At 37.3% G+C, this 17,460-nt stretch carries 15 protein-coding genes; 6 read left to right on the forward strand and 9 right to left on the reverse strand.

What is annotated here, in order from left to right; all coding sequences use genetic code 11:
- Nucleotides 1-105: 105 nt before the first annotated feature.
- The 3 genes from BLR60_RS16550 to BLR60_RS16560 all read right to left on the reverse strand — a co-directional run bounded on the left by BLR60_RS16550 (nt 106) and on the right by BLR60_RS16560 (nt 3,070).
- Entirely contained in the window at nt 106-1,839 is a 1,734-nt protein-coding gene (locus BLR60_RS16550) for a M23 family metallopeptidase (RefSeq protein ID WP_090501803.1), read from the reverse strand.
- Between the two features lie 3 nt (nt 1,840-1,842).
- Entirely contained in the window at nt 1,843-2,454 is a 612-nt protein-coding gene (locus BLR60_RS16555) for a fumarylacetoacetate hydrolase family protein (RefSeq protein WP_090501805.1), read from the reverse strand.
- A 76-nt stretch (nt 2,455-2,530) separates the two neighbouring features.
- A complete protein-coding gene (locus BLR60_RS16560; RefSeq protein ID WP_090501807.1) occupies nt 2,531-3,070 on the reverse strand; it encodes a T9SS type A sorting domain-containing protein in 540 nt (179 codons plus the stop codon).
- Nucleotides 3,071-3,249: 179 nt separating this feature from the next.
- On the opposite strand from BLR60_RS16560, the gene BLR60_RS16565 reads away from it, so the two are divergent.
- Nucleotides 3,250-5,208, forward strand: a complete 1,959-nt coding sequence (locus tag BLR60_RS16565; RefSeq protein WP_090501809.1) for a KUP/HAK/KT family potassium transporter — start codon at nt 3,250-3,252, stop codon at nt 5,206-5,208.
- 196 nt (nt 5,209-5,404) lie between these two features.
- Here BLR60_RS16565 and BLR60_RS16570 read toward each other — a convergent pair whose 3' ends face one another.
- Nucleotides 5,405-5,956, reverse strand: coding sequence for a transposase (locus tag BLR60_RS16570; RefSeq protein ID WP_090501811.1), 552 nt, complete (start codon nt 5,954-5,956; stop codon nt 5,405-5,407).
- A gap of 11 nt (nt 5,957-5,967) precedes the next feature.
- Nucleotides 5,968-7,914: an amino acid permease gene (locus tag BLR60_RS16575; RefSeq protein ID WP_090501813.1), complete on the reverse strand. Its 1,947-nt coding sequence runs from the start codon at nt 7,912-7,914 to the stop codon at nt 5,968-5,970.
- A 290-nt stretch (nt 7,915-8,204) separates the two neighbouring features.
- On the opposite strand from BLR60_RS16575, the gene BLR60_RS16580 reads away from it, so the two are divergent.
- Entirely contained in the window at nt 8,205-9,428 is a 1,224-nt protein-coding gene (locus BLR60_RS16580; RefSeq protein WP_244155684.1) for an MFS transporter, read from the forward strand.
- 365 nt (nt 9,429-9,793) lie between these two features.
- On the opposite strand, the gene BLR60_RS16585 is transcribed toward BLR60_RS16580, so the two are convergent.
- From BLR60_RS16585 to yihA, 4 genes are all read right to left on the reverse strand, one after another.
- Nucleotides 9,794-10,531 carry a hypothetical protein gene (locus tag BLR60_RS16585; protein ID WP_090501816.1) on the reverse strand — a complete coding sequence of 246 codons (738 nt, stop codon included), beginning with the start codon at nt 10,529-10,531 and terminating at the stop codon, nt 9,794-9,796.
- A gap of 68 nt (nt 10,532-10,599) precedes the next feature.
- Nucleotides 10,600-12,303, reverse strand: a complete 1,704-nt coding sequence (locus BLR60_RS16590; RefSeq protein ID WP_090501819.1) for a M3 family oligoendopeptidase — start codon at nt 12,301-12,303, stop codon at nt 10,600-10,602.
- A 95-nt stretch (nt 12,304-12,398) separates the two neighbouring features.
- Nucleotides 12,399-13,256 (reverse strand): UbiA-like polyprenyltransferase, encoded by an 858-nt coding sequence (locus BLR60_RS16595; RefSeq protein ID WP_090501821.1) that lies wholly within the window; start codon nt 13,254-13,256, stop codon nt 12,399-12,401.
- Between the two features lie 230 nt (nt 13,257-13,486).
- Complete coding sequence (gene yihA, locus BLR60_RS16600; protein WP_090501824.1) at nt 13,487-14,110, reverse strand: ribosome biogenesis GTP-binding protein YihA/YsxC; 624 nt, start codon at nt 14,108-14,110, stop codon at nt 13,487-13,489.
- A gap of 164 nt (nt 14,111-14,274) precedes the next feature.
- Here yihA and ubiE point away from each other — a divergent pair, with 164 nt between their 5' ends.
- The 4 genes from ubiE (at nt 14,275) to BLR60_RS16620 (ending at nt 17,288) form a co-directional block, all read left to right on the forward strand.
- Nucleotides 14,275-15,006, forward strand: coding sequence for a bifunctional demethylmenaquinone methyltransferase/2-methoxy-6-polyprenyl-1,4-benzoquinol methylase UbiE (ubiE, locus tag BLR60_RS16605; protein ID WP_208600659.1), 732 nt, complete (start codon nt 14,275-14,277; stop codon nt 15,004-15,006).
- Entirely contained in the window at nt 15,003-15,800 is a 798-nt protein-coding gene (gene porT / locus BLR60_RS16610; protein WP_090501826.1) for a type IX secretion/gliding motility protein PorT/SprT, read from the forward strand. The genes ubiE and porT overlap by 4 nt, the downstream gene beginning before the upstream one ends.
- An 89-nt stretch (nt 15,801-15,889) precedes the next feature.
- Nucleotides 15,890-16,648, forward strand: coding sequence for an SDR family oxidoreductase (locus tag BLR60_RS16615; protein WP_090501828.1), 759 nt, complete (start codon nt 15,890-15,892; stop codon nt 16,646-16,648).
- Between the two features lie 193 nt (nt 16,649-16,841).
- Nucleotides 16,842-17,288, forward strand: coding sequence for a GatB/YqeY domain-containing protein (locus tag BLR60_RS16620; protein WP_090501830.1), 447 nt, complete (start codon nt 16,842-16,844; stop codon nt 17,286-17,288).
- The last annotated feature ends 172 nt before the right edge of the window (nt 17,289-17,460 follow it).

Here is a 17,460-nt window from a genome sequence, read left to right on the forward strand (position 1 = left end):
TTTTTTGTTCTTTGATCTATTAATTAATGCTGCAAAGTAAACAGTTTAAATTACTATCCTGTTCGCAGGAATTTAAAAGATGACATTTTAAAACATTTTTACCACTTATTTGGAAAAATGTATCGGGTATCGTTTTGTGTTTTCTTTCATATCTGTAACGACCAATTCAAAAGAATGTTTGCCCGATGGAGTTCTTTCATCGAAACTGTGCCAAAGTGTTGCAGTTTTGGCATCAAATTCCATTAATATCCATTTGCCATCCATGTAACCGTTAAAGCTTCTAATGCCCGATAAATTATCGCTGATTTTAAAAATCATTTTAGATAAACCAGCCATGTTTTTTCCTTCGGTAATGTTGATGGGGGAAATCCGTGGAGCAATAGTATCAACTGCAATGTGAAAACTACCAAAGTTTTTTGGTGTTGCTTTTATAAAGCCATTATCATAATATCCACCCTGTGATGAGCCATTTGAATTGACAATCAATGCTTTACTCCGGAGATTTTCAGGTAGGTTATCAGCTTTGATTGAGATATCGAATCCGATATGCAATGGCGTATATCTGTTGTGGATTTGATGAACAGCCGACCAGGCATTACCTGCGGGTTTAGGCAATTTTTTATAAGTGAAGTTTAAATCGCTATACAATGTGCCGAGCGGGAAAACTACCTTAATGTCATCGGTATTAAACTCATTTACTTTATTGTATGGATAAATTATTCCGGTAGGAACAACTGGCGCTGTAAGAGTTGCTAACCCTGCATTTACCGTAAAAGGAAGAGTAGAAACGTTTCCTTTCGAATCGGTAACGATATAGCGAAGCTGGTGTGAGGCACCATCGTTGAAATTGATTTTGCCATTATTTACCAAACCACTATAAATTTTTAAAGGGTTGCCAGCTTCAACAAAACTTTTCTGGATACTTCTTTTCGTATTTAAGTAGGTAGGATAATCGATATGCGAATTAATTGCTTTACTGTTTTCGAAAGCAAAACGTTCAAGGGCTGAAGTGTATACTTTTTTGCCGTCAACCTCTAATTGAATAGAATATACGCCGTTAGTGCCTGATAAGCCATTATGTCTATCAGTTACCACGATGCCAAAACCAACCTCCCCGGTTAAGCTGATTGGTGCAATGGTTTTATAACTACCATTTGCTCCACTAATGCCAATGGACTGTTTTGGTGTATTTTCATTAAAAGTTTTACCATTTAAACGATATACATACAATCCGTGGATAACGGGAGGGATATTATCGGGGATAATGATCCCAAAAAACTGCGGATTGATAGTTTCTTCAGTTTTGGTATCCCTGATTTCGAAATGTAGATGTGGACCGCCAGAGCTGCCACGGTTACCAGACCAGGCAATAATTTCGCCTTTATGTACAGGAATTAATGTGGCATCGGGAAATTCATCGATCTCAAATGATTTTTTTTCATATTCAAGATTTTTAACAATTGTGGCAATTTTTGGTGAAAAGCGCTGCAAGTGGCCATAAACCGTGGTAAAACCATTGGGGTGATTGATATATAGCGCCTGTCCAAAACCGCTGTTTTGCACCCTTAACCTCGAAACATACCCGTCAGCAACCGCATAAACAGGATAACCTTCGCGCTGATTGGTTCTGAAATCGATGCCAGAATGAAAGTGATTGCCCCTGATTTCGCCAAAAGAGCCTGCAAGGGCAGGTGGAGTAATATCTAGTGGCTGTCTGAAATCGGTAATCGGATATTTATTGTTACTGAAAATCTGTTGTGCCTGAGCAAAAGTTGAAAGGGTTAAAAGGCAAATTGAAATGGAAAATTTTAACTTGTATTGGATCGGGTTTTTAATCATTCGTTATTTTACATCAAAATTTAAAAGTTGCTTTCCTTCTAACCAGGCCTCCAGTTTGTCGCCTTTATTTATTTTTCCAACACCCTGAGGCGTTCCGGTAAAAATTAAATCGCCTTTTTTTAAAGTGATATATTGAGAAACAAAGCTGATTATCTTTTCGAACGAGAATAACAAATCTTTAGTATGACCAATCTGGCGGCGCTCGCCATTTATCTTTAACTCGAAATTTAAATTGTAAAGATCTTCGTAATCGCTTTTAGGCAAAAAAATACTGATCGGGGCTGAATTGTCGAAAGCCTTGGCAAGCTCCCATGGCAGCCCTTTTTCTTTGTGTTTTGCCTGGATATCACGTGCGGTAAAATCGATACCTAAGCCCACTTCATCATAATAATTAGCTGCAAACTTTTCAGCAATATGTTTACCTTCTTTGCAGATTTTTAGTACTACCTCAAGTTCATAATGCACATCATCAGAAAAATCGGGAAGGTAAAAAGGTTTATTGTCTTTTAATACGGCTGTATCTGGCTTCAGGAAAATTACCGGACTAGTTGGAACCGGGTTATTCAGTTCTTTTGCGTGCTCTGCATAATTTCTGCCAATGGCGATGATTTTCATTCTTAATTATAATATATGAGAAAATAAATGGGAGGATTAACTCCGCATCAATCAAAAATAGAAAAGAAAAGTGGTGTTATAAAACTGAGATCCGTTTTACCTGGCTTTCTGAACCTGCAATAACCCTTAAAAAGTAAATGCCTGGGTTAATTCTATTAGGAACAACAAAGTTTTTGGTAAGCTCACCTGCATTTAAACGTTCGTTTAAAAGTGTTGCTACTTCATTTCCCAATAAATCGATAATTTTAATCGTTGTTTGGGTGCCATCTTTTCCAATAGCTAGAATAATATTTAACTGGTCTTCTACCGGATTAGGATATATTTTGATGATGCTTAACAGTTTATCTTTCGGTACAACTGTTGCAGTTTTAGGAACTGTAGAAGATGTAGAAGAAGTACCGAACATGCCCGAACCGCCTACCGTCATAAAAAGAGGTTTGTAGGGCGTAATATTAGCTTTAATTTCAGGAATTCGACTGGTTTTTTTTGTTCTGCTTTTTAAGCTAATGTGAATGCTATCAGTTTGTTGCGACCAAGAATTTACGCTGCACAACAAAACAATGCACAATGTGCAGGCAAGTTTTGTGAGTAACGTTATCCTAGTGTAGAGTTTCATCAAATTGGTATAGCAAATGTATTAATTTAAAACAAAGAAATTAAACATTTTGTTTAAAACCCATAATTTAACACAATTTAACAATAAAATTTAATTTCGATAGTGTCAAAAATACACAATAATTTGGTTGTTAAATTGTTATAGTTAGTTTACTTTTGCCGCACTAAAATATCAACGAAGTGTCAAATCATAAAAATGTCAACGCGTTAACCGCCGGCGGTGTTCTAATTAGCTTAGGAATTGTGTTCGGTGACATTGGTACATCACCCCTGTATACTCTAAATGCAATTTTTACCACAATTTTAGGTGGAAAACAGGATATCAATCCAACAAATGTTTTGGGTGTTTTATCCTGCATCATTTGGACATTAACCCTACAAACTACTGTTAAGTATGTGATTATTACCCTAAGGGCTGATAATAAAGGTGAGGGTGGTATTTTCTCGTTATTCTCTTTGGTGCGCAAAAAAGCTAAGTGGCTAGTGGTTCCAGCGGTTGTAGGCGGCTGTGCCTTACTTGCTGATGGTATTATTACGCCCAGTATTACGGTAACATCAGCCATTGAAGGACTTACCAGTAAGTTTGAGGTGCCGGTTATTCCAATTGTAATTACTATTTTAACCATTCTATTTATTATTCAGCAGTTTGGTACCAACATGGTAGGCAAACTATTTGGTCCAGTAATGTTTGTTTGGTTTGCGGTACTGGGTGTAGTTGGAGTATCTTTTGTGATCAAAGATTTTAGCATTCTCAAAGCATTTAATCCTTACTATGCCATCCATTTATTGGTGACCAATAAACTGGCGTTTTTAATTCTGGGTGGAGTATTTTTATGTACTACAGGGGCAGAGGCTTTATATTCTGACCTTGGTCACTGTGGAAGAAATAACATTAGAATCAGTTGGATTTTTGTGAAACTTACGCTTATCTTAAACTATTTAGGGCAGGGCGTTTGGATTTTACAGAATCGTGGGGATTATGTTCCCGGGGCAAAAATGAATCCATTTTTCCAGATCGTTCCCGACCAGTTTCAGATCCCGATGGTTATGCTGGCTACAATGGCCGCAGTAATTGCCAGTCAGGCTTTAATTAGTGGCTCTTTTACCTTAATTGCAGAGGCGGTACGTTTGAACCTTTGGCCTAAAATTAAAATTATTTATCCATCTGTTTCAAAAGGCCAATTATATGTTCCTTCAATCAACTGGATGTTATGGATTGGTTGCTGTGGTATTGTATTCTTGTTTCAAAAAGCAGAGCGAATGGATGCAGCTTATGGTTTATCTATCACCATAGCCATGTTAATGACCACCATTCTGGTGAGTTTTTATTTGAGAAGCAGGCGGTTTCCAAAATATCTAATAGCCTTATTCTTTTTTACTTACGTGATTATTGAGGGTACGTTTTTGATTAGTAATTTAACCAAATTTTTGCACGGCGGTTGGGTAACGGTATTGATCGGTTCTTTCTTATTTACGGTGATGTGGAGTTGGTTTGTGGCCCGTAAAATTAAAAACCGTTTTGTTAAATATGTCGAAATTGAAGATTACTACCAGATTTTAACCGAACTGAGCAGTGATGAATCTGTTCCGAAATACTCTTCACAGTTGGTTTATCTAACCAGCGCCAATTTTAAAACGGAAATTGAATCGAAAATTATTTATTCCATTATTCAAAAAGAGCCGAAACGAGCTGACGTGTATTGGTTGGTGCATGTTGACGTAATGGATGAGCCTTACACTCTAGATTATAAAGTTGAATTCCTGATTCCAGGTAAGCTAATCAGGATCGACTTTAGGTTGGGCTTCAGGATTGAGCAACGCGTGAATTTATTATACCGTAAAGTAGTTGAAGAATTGGTAAAAAATGGGGAAATCGATATTACCAGTCAGTATACCTCTTTAAACAAACATAAAATTGCCGGCGATTTTAGGTTTGTACTGTTGGAGAAACATTTATCGAAGTTTACCAAATTGAGTTTCTATGAGAGACAGATTATGGATTACTATTTTATCCTGAAGAAATTAAGTTTATCTGAAGAGCGAAGTTTTGGTTTGGATAGCAGTTATGTTGATGTAGAGAAAGTTCCGTTAATTTTCGTTACACCAGATGATATTGAATTAAATAGGCTACCGGTTTAATTGATGAGGAAAGCGATTATGATACTGGGAATCGGCTTGTTTTTAGCCGGACCCATAGCAAAAATATATCATCTTGATCATGCCAATAATTATATGATTGCATCTGGATTAGGACTCGTGATGATTACTGCGCTGGCTTTTATTAAAAAGAAATAGACATAATCCTCTTTCTGTTAAAGAAAAGGGATTTTTGTTTTCAATGAAACTTATCCTCATTCCACTTACTGGGATTATTTACAATATAGTTCGAGATGTTATTGTGTGTTCTTTCATCACGAATGATGTGTTCGTAATAATTACGCTGCCAGAGCTTTCCCATTGTTTTATTGTGTGATTTGAACAACTGCAGGCATGCATTTGAAACAATTGATTTGTAAGCTCCGACGATTTCAGCAATTGTCGGGGCGACCCTTGCGGTCGTACTGTTTAACTCGCTTTCTTCTTGGGCGACCGCAGGGGTCGCCCCGACAGTAGTTCGATCTGATAAGACGATGATGCCATGCATGTGATTTGGCATAATCTGAAATACATCAAGTTCAAAATTTGGAAATCTATCCGCTAAATTAATCCATTCTTTGTAAGCGATAGTTCCAGACTGATTTAAGATCATCTCGTCAGCTACAACTTTTCCAAATCTATTGATTCTATCTTCACAGCAAATGGTAATAAAATAGGCTCCCGCTTTTGAATAGTCGTAACCCTTTAACCTGATCGATTTTCGATGATGTATTAAAGGGTTATACTTCATAATGCTTAGTATTACTCTGCTTGTGCCAGCTTACTATGCCTGTAACCATAGGCAAAATAAACCACTAAGCCCACTACCAGCCAGATACCGAAACCGATCCAGTTTGAGATGCCAAGTTCACACATCATATATAAACAGCTAATCAAGCCCAAAACCGGAATCAACGATAGATTTTTGGTGATGCAATAGTAGGTAATCACCACACAGATGATCAGGAAAATCCACATAGGGATTTTGTGTTTAAATAAACCCCAGCCACTTTCATATTTCTTTTCTACCGGTACTTTTGAAGCCGAAATAAATTGTTCATAACGGTCAGCAGGTAATGCACTGAGGTAAGATTCTGCATCTACTTTCTCGGTCAATACAATTTGAGGGGCAGCATTTTTAACAATTTCTTCTTTAACAATTTTCAGTTCATCGCCACTTAAAGAGGTAACAAAAGTTACCGTTTGGATGGTTTTAGGTGAATTGAAAAAGAATGCTTTGGTTTCTTTTCCGTACTTTGTAAATGCGAAAATTAAGGCGCCGATTAAAATAACCGGAACAATAAACTTACTGTTTACGTAAGGTATTTTGAATTTTCCACGTTGTACATCAGGCCTGTTCTGTAGTACTAAAACCCCTGCACAAACCAATACGAACGCGAAAAGTGTTCCGATAGAACAAAGATCGGTAACGATGGTCAGGTTCATAAACAGTGATGGTACAGCCACTACAAAACCTACCACAATTGTAGCAAATGAAGGTGTTTTATATTTCGGGTGGATTTTAGAAAAAGATTTTGGTAATAATCCGTCTCTGCTCATGCTCATCCAGATCCGGGGTTGACCCATCTGAAATACTAAAAGTACACTGGCCATTGCAAATACCGCACTTACGGCGATAATACCACTCATTAATTTTAAGTTAATCTGATCAAAAACGAATGCTAACGGATCGCCAACGGCTAAGGTGTCTGATTTAACAATACCGGTTAAAACCAATGCAATAGCTACATAAAGGATGGTACAGATAATTATTGCCCACATCATTCCGCGGGGTAAATCGCGTTGCGGATTTTTACATTCTTCAGCCGTTGTAGAAATGGCATCGAAACCGATATAGGCAAAAAATACAGCAGAAACGCCCTTTAAAACACCAGAAACTCCGTTAGGTGCAAACGGATCCCAGTTTTTTGTATCTACATAAAATATACCTACCGCTAATACCAACAGAATTACTGCAAGCTTAACCACCACCATGGCATTACTGGCATTACGGCTCTCTTTCATGCCGCGGTAGATTAACCAGGTAATTAAAATGATAATGCCTAGGGCAGGAATATCTGCAACAATGTGAAAACTACCAATGGTTGGGGCGGTGAGCCATGCATTATTAGCCAAAGCTGTGGCCGAATCTAAATCTGCAAGGTTTTTGCCAGCCGCTAAAAGGGCTTCAGCATGTTTATGTCCGTTGTAAGCACTTAAATAATCCATTGTCATCCAGTCGGGTACATGGATGCCATCTATGCCGAGGGGAGGTATTTTGATCGTGGAGAGCAATCCGGTAAAATAATCAGACCAGGATATGGCCACCGTAATATTACCAATAGAATATTCCATAATGAGCGACCATCCAATAATCCAGGCCACCAATTCGCCAAAGGCTACATAAGAATAAGTGTAAGCACTACCCGAAACCGGTACCATTGAGGCAAACTCTGCATAAGCAAAGGCTGCAAAACTACAGGCTACCGCTGTAAAAATAAATAAAAAGATTACCGCCGGACCACCATCTGCACTTGCCTTGCCAATCGTACTAAAAATGCCGGCTCCAATAATTGCTGCAATTCCAAAAGCTGTTAAATCGCGTACACCGAGTGTTTTATGTAATGTATTTTCGTGATCGCCATAGCCTTTTGCTGCATCTTGTAATATCTTGGAAATAGATTTCTTTCTGAATAGCTTTTCGAACATCTTTTATTTGCTTGTTTGTTCAAACTTATAAAAAGTTTGGTTAAAAACGTTTAAAGCAAGATATAATTTTCAATACACTATGTCATGAGTAGTAAAATGCCACAAAAAAGAAGCGTGATTATTAGATTAAAGTAAAAATTTAAAATTATTTGGCTTGAATAATCCTTTGTTTGATTGGCATAATTTTTCGGGTTGTGGAAGTCTTAATTTTGTTGCCAGTAACCAATCAGATAAATAATGGGAATAATTAGATGTTTGATTGGAATATTTTTAAAGATAATAGTACCAAGATGAATGCAGATACAGCACAAATAAAATATATTAAAGAACGCCACCAGGGGCTGGCCACTATATTAGCCTTTGCTTTAATTCCGTTATCGGGTTTTGCTACCGATATTTATATTCCCTCCTTGCCAACAATGGCAGGTGAAATGCAGGTAAGCAGTGTTCAGGTCCAACTCACCTTAAGTATCTTTTTAATTAGCTATGGTGTTGCGCAACTTTTTATCGGGAGCGTGCTTGATAGCTTTGGCAGGTATAAGATCTGTTTGTATTCGTTGCTGATTTTTGCAGCGGCAAGTATAGTTATTGCCACAACACATCAAATTTACCTGATTTATTTAATGCGCATTATCCACGGACTTACGGTAGGCGCAATTGTGGTAGCCAAAAGAGCGTACTTTGTTGATCTTTTCGAAGGCAATCAGTTAAAACACTACCTTAGTCTGTTTTCCATCATTTGGTCGACCGGACCAATCGTAGCACCTTTTATTGGTGGTTATCTTCAAACGGTATTTGGTTGGGAATCAAATTTCTATTTTTTGGCAGGTTTTGCGCTTGTTTTTGCGGTGCTGGAGTTGTTATTCAGTGGCGAAACACTAAAACATTTTACCGCTTTTCAACTGAAAAAAATCACCGGTATTTATATCGAAATGATCAAAACAACAAGCTTTACTTTGGGCATCGTGATGTTGGGCTTAGCCTATTGTATGGTGATGGTTTATAATATGACCGGTCCGTTTATTATTGAGCACCACTTTAATTATTCGCCGGTTATTGCAGGATATAGTTCCTTATTTTTAGGCTTTGCGTGGATGGTTGGCGGCTTTATTGGCAAGGCCACCATTAACAAGCCCTTTTTTAAAAGATTAATGATCAATTCGTTGTCTCAGGTCGCTTTTGTCGTCTTGATGATGGTAAGCTTAAATTTTGTTTCTAATATCTGGTCGTTAATTTTCTTTGCCTTTTTGATCCATGTAGGAGCGGGTTTTACCTTTAATAATTACTTTACTTTTTGTCTGAGCAAATTCCCAAAAAATGCGGGCATTGCGGGCGGCTTAACAGGAGGGATTACTTATGTGATTGTTTCTTTTTTGAGTTATGGCATCGTAAATCTGATTCCTGCCAAAGATGAACGTAACCTGAGTTATAGTTATCTAATCATGATCGTGTTATCGGTTTTAGTGATGTTTGTGATTCTGAGGATTAGAAAAAAGGATATGGCAGAGGATTAACTGTTTTTGCCTCAATGTGAAGTTGAATGTTTTTTGGAGCGCAAAACCTGTGATGTATAGGTCAGGTCTGGTCCCGCTGTACATTGCAATCCTTTTGGAAAGTTTTGAATGAAAAGCAAATTTTCTGTTCCAAAAGGGATTTCCATTTCCATCGGGTCTATTTACTTTGGTACGGCGTATAAAACATTTATTTTGACTGCCGAAAAATATGATAGCCATTTATCTTCTGCTTAATTTCCGTGATTTCTGAGTTTCCGTGGCAGAAATTTAAATGAGATACTTGCGCTATCTTAATCAATTAAAATTAGGTTTTAGCGATACCGTAAGATCAGATAAGTGACACGTAGCCTGATCGACGCGGCTATTTATTTTATTTTCAAATAAGTACCTTCTAATGTCGCGTTGAATCCGAATTCGCAATCGTTTAACTGATATGAGCCATCCTGCGAAATGACTAAAAAACCATTGTAGAATTTAACTTTGAATTTACATGATTTGTTTACCTGAATAATCAATTGGTTATTTTTTAAAATAGCCGTTCCAGATGCATCAGCAATGTTTCTTCCCGGATCACGGGTAACCGAACCAATATCATAACTGTAGGTATTACCGCTTACTTTTTTGATGGTGATACTTCCCTGGTAACCTTTTTCACCGTATTGATAAGCATATTCTCCTGCCAGTTGATCTGGTTTCAGCGGTGAAAATATTTCCTGCTTAAGATTTTGATTGGTTTTAAGCGTTAATGTAATCGCATAACTGGTATCCGATTTGGTGGCATACCACTCGCCTTCCAACTTATTGTTTTTAAGCGTAGCATCAATAATCCCGCTAATATTTCCATCTCTTTCGAATTCATGCAGCGAATACTGATTTTGATTTTCTACCCGGCCAATAATTTTAATTGGCTGTTTCGATCTGGTATTTAAATATCTGATTTCTCCTAAAATGAGCTGGTTCGAAACAGAAATGTCTAATTCTACCGGAATTTTTTTATTTATGAAACCGCTTAATTTATATTTCTGTACGGTATTATTTTGCTGTGCGTGGCAAATGCTTTTTGAAAATATTAAAATGATCAATATTGTTTTAAGGAAGCGCATAAGAATACTTTTTTATAAAAATAAAAAAGTCGCGGAGACTAACCCGCGACTTGAATAAATATATCTCATTATCCTAATTTCTCTAACTCATCTTTAACAAAACTTGCCAGCTCTTGTACATATTCGGCACTGAAATCAAATTTAATTCCCGCGGTTTCATAAATCTCGTTCATCGGTTTGGTATAACCCAAAGCAAGTGCAGCTAAATATTGTTCTAAAGCCTTTTCAGGATTTTCTTTATAATTTTTCCAAACCGCAATAGCACCTAATTGTGCAATTGCATATTCGATGTAATAAAATGGAACTTCGAATAAATGCAGTTGTTTTTGCCATACATTTCCAAATTGCTGCTCTAAATCAGTCCAATCAGCAAAACCGGCACCAAAACGGTTATAAATCTGTTTAAAGGTTTCTTCGCGGTCAGCCGCGGTATGGTTAGGGTTGGTATAAATCCAATGTTGAAACTGATCAATTACGGCAACCCAGGGCAATGTTTTCAACACATCAGCCAATTGTTCTTTTTTAGCACGGTTTAAATCTTCTTCATTGTCGAAATAAACGTCCCAATTGTCCATGGAAATTAATTCCATACTCATTGATGCCAGTTCGGCTACTTCAGATGGACAATGTTTAAAATCGTTTAGCTCTAAACTGGCGGTTAAAAAAGTATGGATGGCGTGGCCACCTTCGTGAACCATAGTTGTTAAATCGCGCAACGAATTGGCCGAATTCATAAAGATAAACGGAGCCCCTGTTTCAGCCAGTGGGTAGTTGTAACCGCCGGGCGCTTTACCTTTTCTACTTTCTACATCAAATAGATTATTGGCTTTCATGGTGGCCAATTTTGAGCCCAGTTTTTCATCAATGGCATTAAAGCATGCGATACTTTTATCAATCAGCTCTTCGCCATTGTTAAATGGTTTTAAGGCAGGTTTACCACTCACGCTTACTTCCAAATCCCAAGGCTTTAATACTTCTAAAGCTAAAGCTTCGCGGCGTTTTTCAGCTTGTTCTTTTAAAATAGGAACAATTTCCTTTTCAATCGCATTGGCAAAATCATAACAATCCTGTGGTGTATAATCAAAACGCCCCAAGGCCTGGAACATATAATCTCGATAGTTTTCAAAGCCAGCGTTCAAGGCAACCTGATTACGTAATCTGATTAGCTCATCAAACAAAATGTTTAAATCATCTTTATCAACCAAACGTCGTTGTTGGATTGTCTTCCACGCATTTTCGCGCACTTCACGGTTTAAATCTTTAATAAAAATAGAAGCTTGCTCCAAAGTATACTCCTGGCCATTTAGCTCAACACTCATAGCACCTGTAATGCTCTGATATTTCTGTTGTTTTACCTGAAGTTCGGTAAAAAGTTCAATGTTTTCTTCGCGGTAAAGTTCTAAGGCTTTTTTAATAGCGCGACTATATACAAAGTATTTTTCTTTGTCTAGATCATCCATGAACGGACTTTCGACAAATTTTTTGTTCAATTCATTGGCCAGCGGAGAAATTTTTGGTTCAATTTCGGTCGCAAAATATTGGAAGTTTTTAACCAGCTCATCATTCGCCGTATCACAGCTCATTTTAATGTATCTCCAGGCAAAGTCTTCTTCCAAAGCAGCTTCCAGCTCCGAGCGGTCTTTTAACCATTGCTCTAATTCAACAGTGCTGTTTATTTCGCGGTTTTGCAGTTCAGTAAAAAGTGGTTCTAAATTTTCCCAGGTAATGTTTAGTTCCTGTGGAATATATGTTCTAATTTTCTTGGTTATCATAATAGTTAATTATTGAATTAGAGAATGGTTGAAGGAGTGAATGGTTTATAGTGCAATGTTATATTCTCTCATTCAAAATTCAATCATTTATTCATTTATTTATGTCTCAAATACGCATCTATTAAAAAGCATATTGCAAATACTACAGATGCATAACCATTTAAGGTTTGAAATGCCCTGTTTACTTTGCTAATGTCATTCGGTTTTACAAGCAAATGCTGATAAATCAACATCGAACAGAAAAACACAATACCTACGTAATAAACCCAACTAAAGGATGTAAAAAACACAGGCAAAATAACACAGGTAGCTGAAAGTATATGCAATAGCACCGAAACATTTAAAGCATTTTTAATGCCAAGAGCCGACGGGATGGAATGTAATTTTTCTTCACGATCAAATTCTTCGTCTTGCAAGGCATATATGATATCAAATCCACTTACCCATAATAATACGGTTAAGGAGTAGAGTACCGGTACTAAGGCAAAATGTCCGGTTACAGCGATGTAAGCACCAATAGGAGCGAGTGCCAGACCAAGACCCAATACGAGGTGACACAGCGCAGTAAAACGTTTGGTATAGCTGTAAAATAAAACCACAAATAGGGCAACTGGCGATAAATAGAAACAAAGCGGATTAATGAAATAGGTGGTAACAGCGAAAAGTACACAATTGGCAATAACAAAAATCAATGCTTCATTTGCTGAAACTTTACCTGCAGGGATATCGCGCATTTTGGTGCGCGGGTTCTTTGCATCAATATTCCGGTCGAGATAACGATTAAAAGCCATGGCTGCGTTTCTTGCAAAAACCATACAGAGCAAAACTAAAATGAGTTTATACCACGAAAATGGATTTTCTGTTGTAGTTACGCCTAAAAAGAAGCCGATCATGGCAAATGGCAGCGCAAAAACGGAGTGAGCGAATAATACGAGTGAAAAGTATTTTTTCATTATTGGAAAGGGTTAACTGTATAAAGCGGTTAACTGGTTATTTAATGGTTAAATCGTTTGAATGTAACGGTTAATAGTTCATGGTTAAATGGTTCGTAGCTTAGATGGTTTAAAAAATCATTTGTTAATTCAAGCCCGAGGCATGCTATTAGACATTAAACTTAGGCTATCGGCTATGAACTATCAAACCATTGACCAATAAACTAATGACTAATGAACTATTGATCCAGTTAAAACCTCTTATAATCTGTTGGTACAACAAAATCTTTATTCACCTCATAAATGAAATTTAAAACATCGTCTTTTCCGTTCCCTTTTTCGGCAGAAGTGATAAAGGTTGCCGGAATCTCTTCGAAAAATTCGCCGAGTTTCTTCTTAAAGGCCGCTACATTTTTTTGTGTGGTGGTCATTCCTTGTTTATCTGCTTTGGTAAAAATTAGCGAAAAAGGGATTTGTTTCTCGCCTAACCAATAGCAGAACTCAATATCAATTCCCTGAGGTTCTAAACGGCTGTCTATTAAAACAAAAACGCACTGTAAGCTTTCTCTTTTAGTGATGTAGGCACGGATAAATTTCTCCCACTTCTCTCTGCTGGTTTTAGAAACTTTCGCATATCCATAACCCGGTAAATCTACAATATACCAGGCTTCGTTAATTAAAAAGTGATTAATCAACTGTGTTTTTCCAGGGCGCTGAGAAGTTTTAGCCAATCCATGTTGATTAACGAGCATGTTGATCAGTGAAGATTTGCCCACATTAGAGCGGCCAATAAATGCGTATTCGGGCATAATTGGTGCCGGTAATGCCGAAATCTGTGTGTTGCTGCAAACAAATGTTGCCGTTTTGATAATCATAGTGCAAAGGTAGGGTTTTGAGTCCGAAGTCGGAAGTCCGAAGTCCGAAGTACAAATTCATATTTTTTAAATCTAATTTTTGACACTATGGTGAACACTTTGCCCCAAAGACTTCGGACTCCGGACTAAAGACTCCCGACTTTTCTCTATCTTTGCTCCATATCATGAATCAGAATATTACCCCATACCAAGTAGAAGATGCAACTAAAAAAGAGCAGGTTGCAACCATGTTTAACAACATTTCTGGCACTTACGATTTTTTAAACCATTTTCTTTCTTTAGGGATTGATGTACTATGGCGTAAAAAAGCCATTAAAGAACTGGTTTCCATTCGCCCCCGAACTTTGCTTGATGTAGCTACAGGAACTGGCGATTTTGCCTTTGAAGCCATTAAAAAGCTTCATCCAGAAAGGGTAATTGGGGTTGATATTTCTGAAGGCATGTTGGAAGTGGCCAGGAAGAAAATTAACGCACGTAGTGTAAATGGAGTTTTTACGGTTCAGGTTGGAGATTCTGAGGGCCTGCATTTCGACAATGATACTTTTGATGCCATTACCTGCGCATATGGGGTGCGTAACTTCGAAAACCTCGAAAAGGGTTTAGCTGATATGTACAGGGTATTAAAGCCTAATGGTAAAATGGTCATTCTGGAATTTTCTAAACCAAAGGTTTTCCCGGTAAAACAATTGTATAGCTTTTATTTTAAACAGGTAACGCCGTTTTTTGGAAAACTCTTTTCCAAAGATCATAGAGCCTATACTTATCTGCCAGAATCGGTAGCCGCTTTTCCAGACGGGAAAGATTTTACCAACCTGATGGAAAAAGTTGGATTTAAAAGTACCAAACAAAGAATTTTAACGTTCGGAATAAGTTCGATATATGTAGGGACCAAATGATCAGACAATTAAGCCTCATTCTTTCATTTTTTATTATTTCTGCGACATCTTTTGCTCAAAACTGGGGTGGTGGAATAGACGATGAGGATTGGAGTTTTGGTTTTAATTTTCAATATATCTCCGCAGAATACAAAATTCTAAAAAAGCCAAACTGGCGATCGCCTTTTTATGAAGTGCCAAATACACTGGATCCATCGTACGACCCAAATTCGGGCATTCCGATTACATCAAACTTAAATGCTATTTCTAGCCAACCATCACAGGGTTTTGGATTAGGCTTTGTAATGAACAGGATGATATCTGATAACTTTGATATCAGGGCAACGCCATCGCTTATTTTTAGCGACAGGGTAGTTACTTATGAGTATGAACCCATGGAACCAATTAATGTGGGTAACGGGCAAACCAAAAATTTCCAAACCTTGGTTGACAGGAAAGTGCAGGCCACGATGTTTGAATTTCCATTAGGCATAAAGGTAAAATCGAACCGGCTGAATAATTTTAGGGTATACTGGTTAGGTGGTGCTAAATATTCGATAGATATTGCTTCGAAAAAGAAAACTTTCGATGAAGGAGAAACAGCCGTTAACAAGTTTTTAAAAAATAAAAGGAATTATTTGTCTTACGAAACGGGTATTGGTTTCGATATTTATTTCGAGTATTTTAAAATGTCGCCCGAAATAAAGCTATCCTATTCTGCCAGCGATTTGTTACAACACGACAATACCATTTACGCCAACCCGATAGATAAGTTGAAATTACGTCAATTAACATTCAGTTTAATTTTTCAATAGTCCTGCAATTCAAAAAAACTTACCTTTGTAGACATAGGTAAATCAAAGATGGTATCTTAAAGGATTACCCTGACTTAAAATTCATAAAAATGTCTAAAATCGCATTAATTACAGGCGCAACTTCTGGTATTGGCGAAGCTTGTGCACATATATTCGCTCAACAAGGTTATAACCTGGTATTGTTGGCCCGCAGAGAAGATCGCCTGGCTAAAATTGCACACCATTTAGAAGACAAATATGCCATTACGATTAAACAGGTTTTGGCAGATGTTCGCAATAAAGAAAGTCTTACCACTGCTTTAGAAGTTTTGCCGGCAGAATGGAAAAAGGTTGACGTTTTAATCAACAACGCTGGTTTAAGTCAGGGTTTAGATCCTATTGATAAAGGTGATACAAACGATTGGGATACTATGATCGATACCAATGTAAAAGGTCTGCTTTATGTGACTAAGATTGTTTCCAACTGGATGATCCCAAATCAATCTGGCCATATTATCAACATAGGTTCTATTGCCGGTAAAGAAGTTTATCCAAACGGAAACGTATATTGTGCCAGTAAACATGCCGTAGATGCTTTGAGTAAAGGCATGCGTATCGATTTATTGCCTCACGGCATAAAGGTGACCGAAATTAATCCGGGCATGGTAGAAACCGAATTTTCGGTAGTACGCTTTAAAGGTGATGAAGACCGGGCGAAAAAGGTATACGAAAACCTGGAACCGCTCATTGCAGATGATATTGCAGATGCCATCTGGTATGTTGTAAGCAGGCCAAAACATGTTAACATCAATGATATGCTGATTATGCCAACCGCACAGGCTACCGCAACGATAGTAAATAGAGGTTAGTAGGTTAACTGTATAAACTGTTTAAATTGGTTAACTGCTCAGGAGACTAACCTTTGAACTGTTTAAATTGATAAACTGTACAATTAACCGATTTGAAAATTAACCAACTAAAAAAAACAAATTAGGTTTTGGGACTATGAGTTTCTGCGATTAACCGATTTGGACAATTAACCGATTAACCATTTATAAGAAAATGATATCAAATACAATAGATCAGGAAATTAAAAAAGCCATGTTGGCTAAAAATAATGCACAGTTAAGAGGTTTAAGAGCAATAAAGGCAGCTTTACTTTTGGCAAAAACGGAGAAAGGATCTTCAGAAGAAATTACAGAAGAAACCGAAATTAAAATTCTTCAGAAACTGATTAAGCAACGCCGCGAATCTGCTGATATTTATAAGCAACAAAATCGCGAAGATTTATATCAGGTAGAAAACGAAGAAATTGAAGTCATTAATCAATTTTTACCAAAACAGTTAGACAGGGAAGAAGTTGCATCAATTATTGAGGGGGTAATCAAACAATCTGGCGCTACATCGGTTAAAGATATGGGTAAGGTAATGGGCATGGCGAATGCAGCACTTGCCGGTAAAGCTGATGGTAAATTAATTGCAGAGATAGTTAAAGAAAAACTAGCTTAATCAAGGTAAAAAGGTAGAGTGCTAAAAGGTTTGAGGCCAATTTATCGCCAGTCGCTAACCGCTCTACGCGTTGCAAACAAAGTTTTTATACCGTTTTCGATTTTATTTCAGAAAAATGGCGCATAAATGCATAAATTTAATTTTACTCTACTAACTTAGTACCACAATACCA

Origin of the sequence: Pedobacter terrae, from assembly GCF_900100705.1 — a bacterium.
GTDB classification, from domain to species: Bacteria; Bacteroidota; Bacteroidia; order Sphingobacteriales; family Sphingobacteriaceae; genus Pedobacter; species Pedobacter terrae.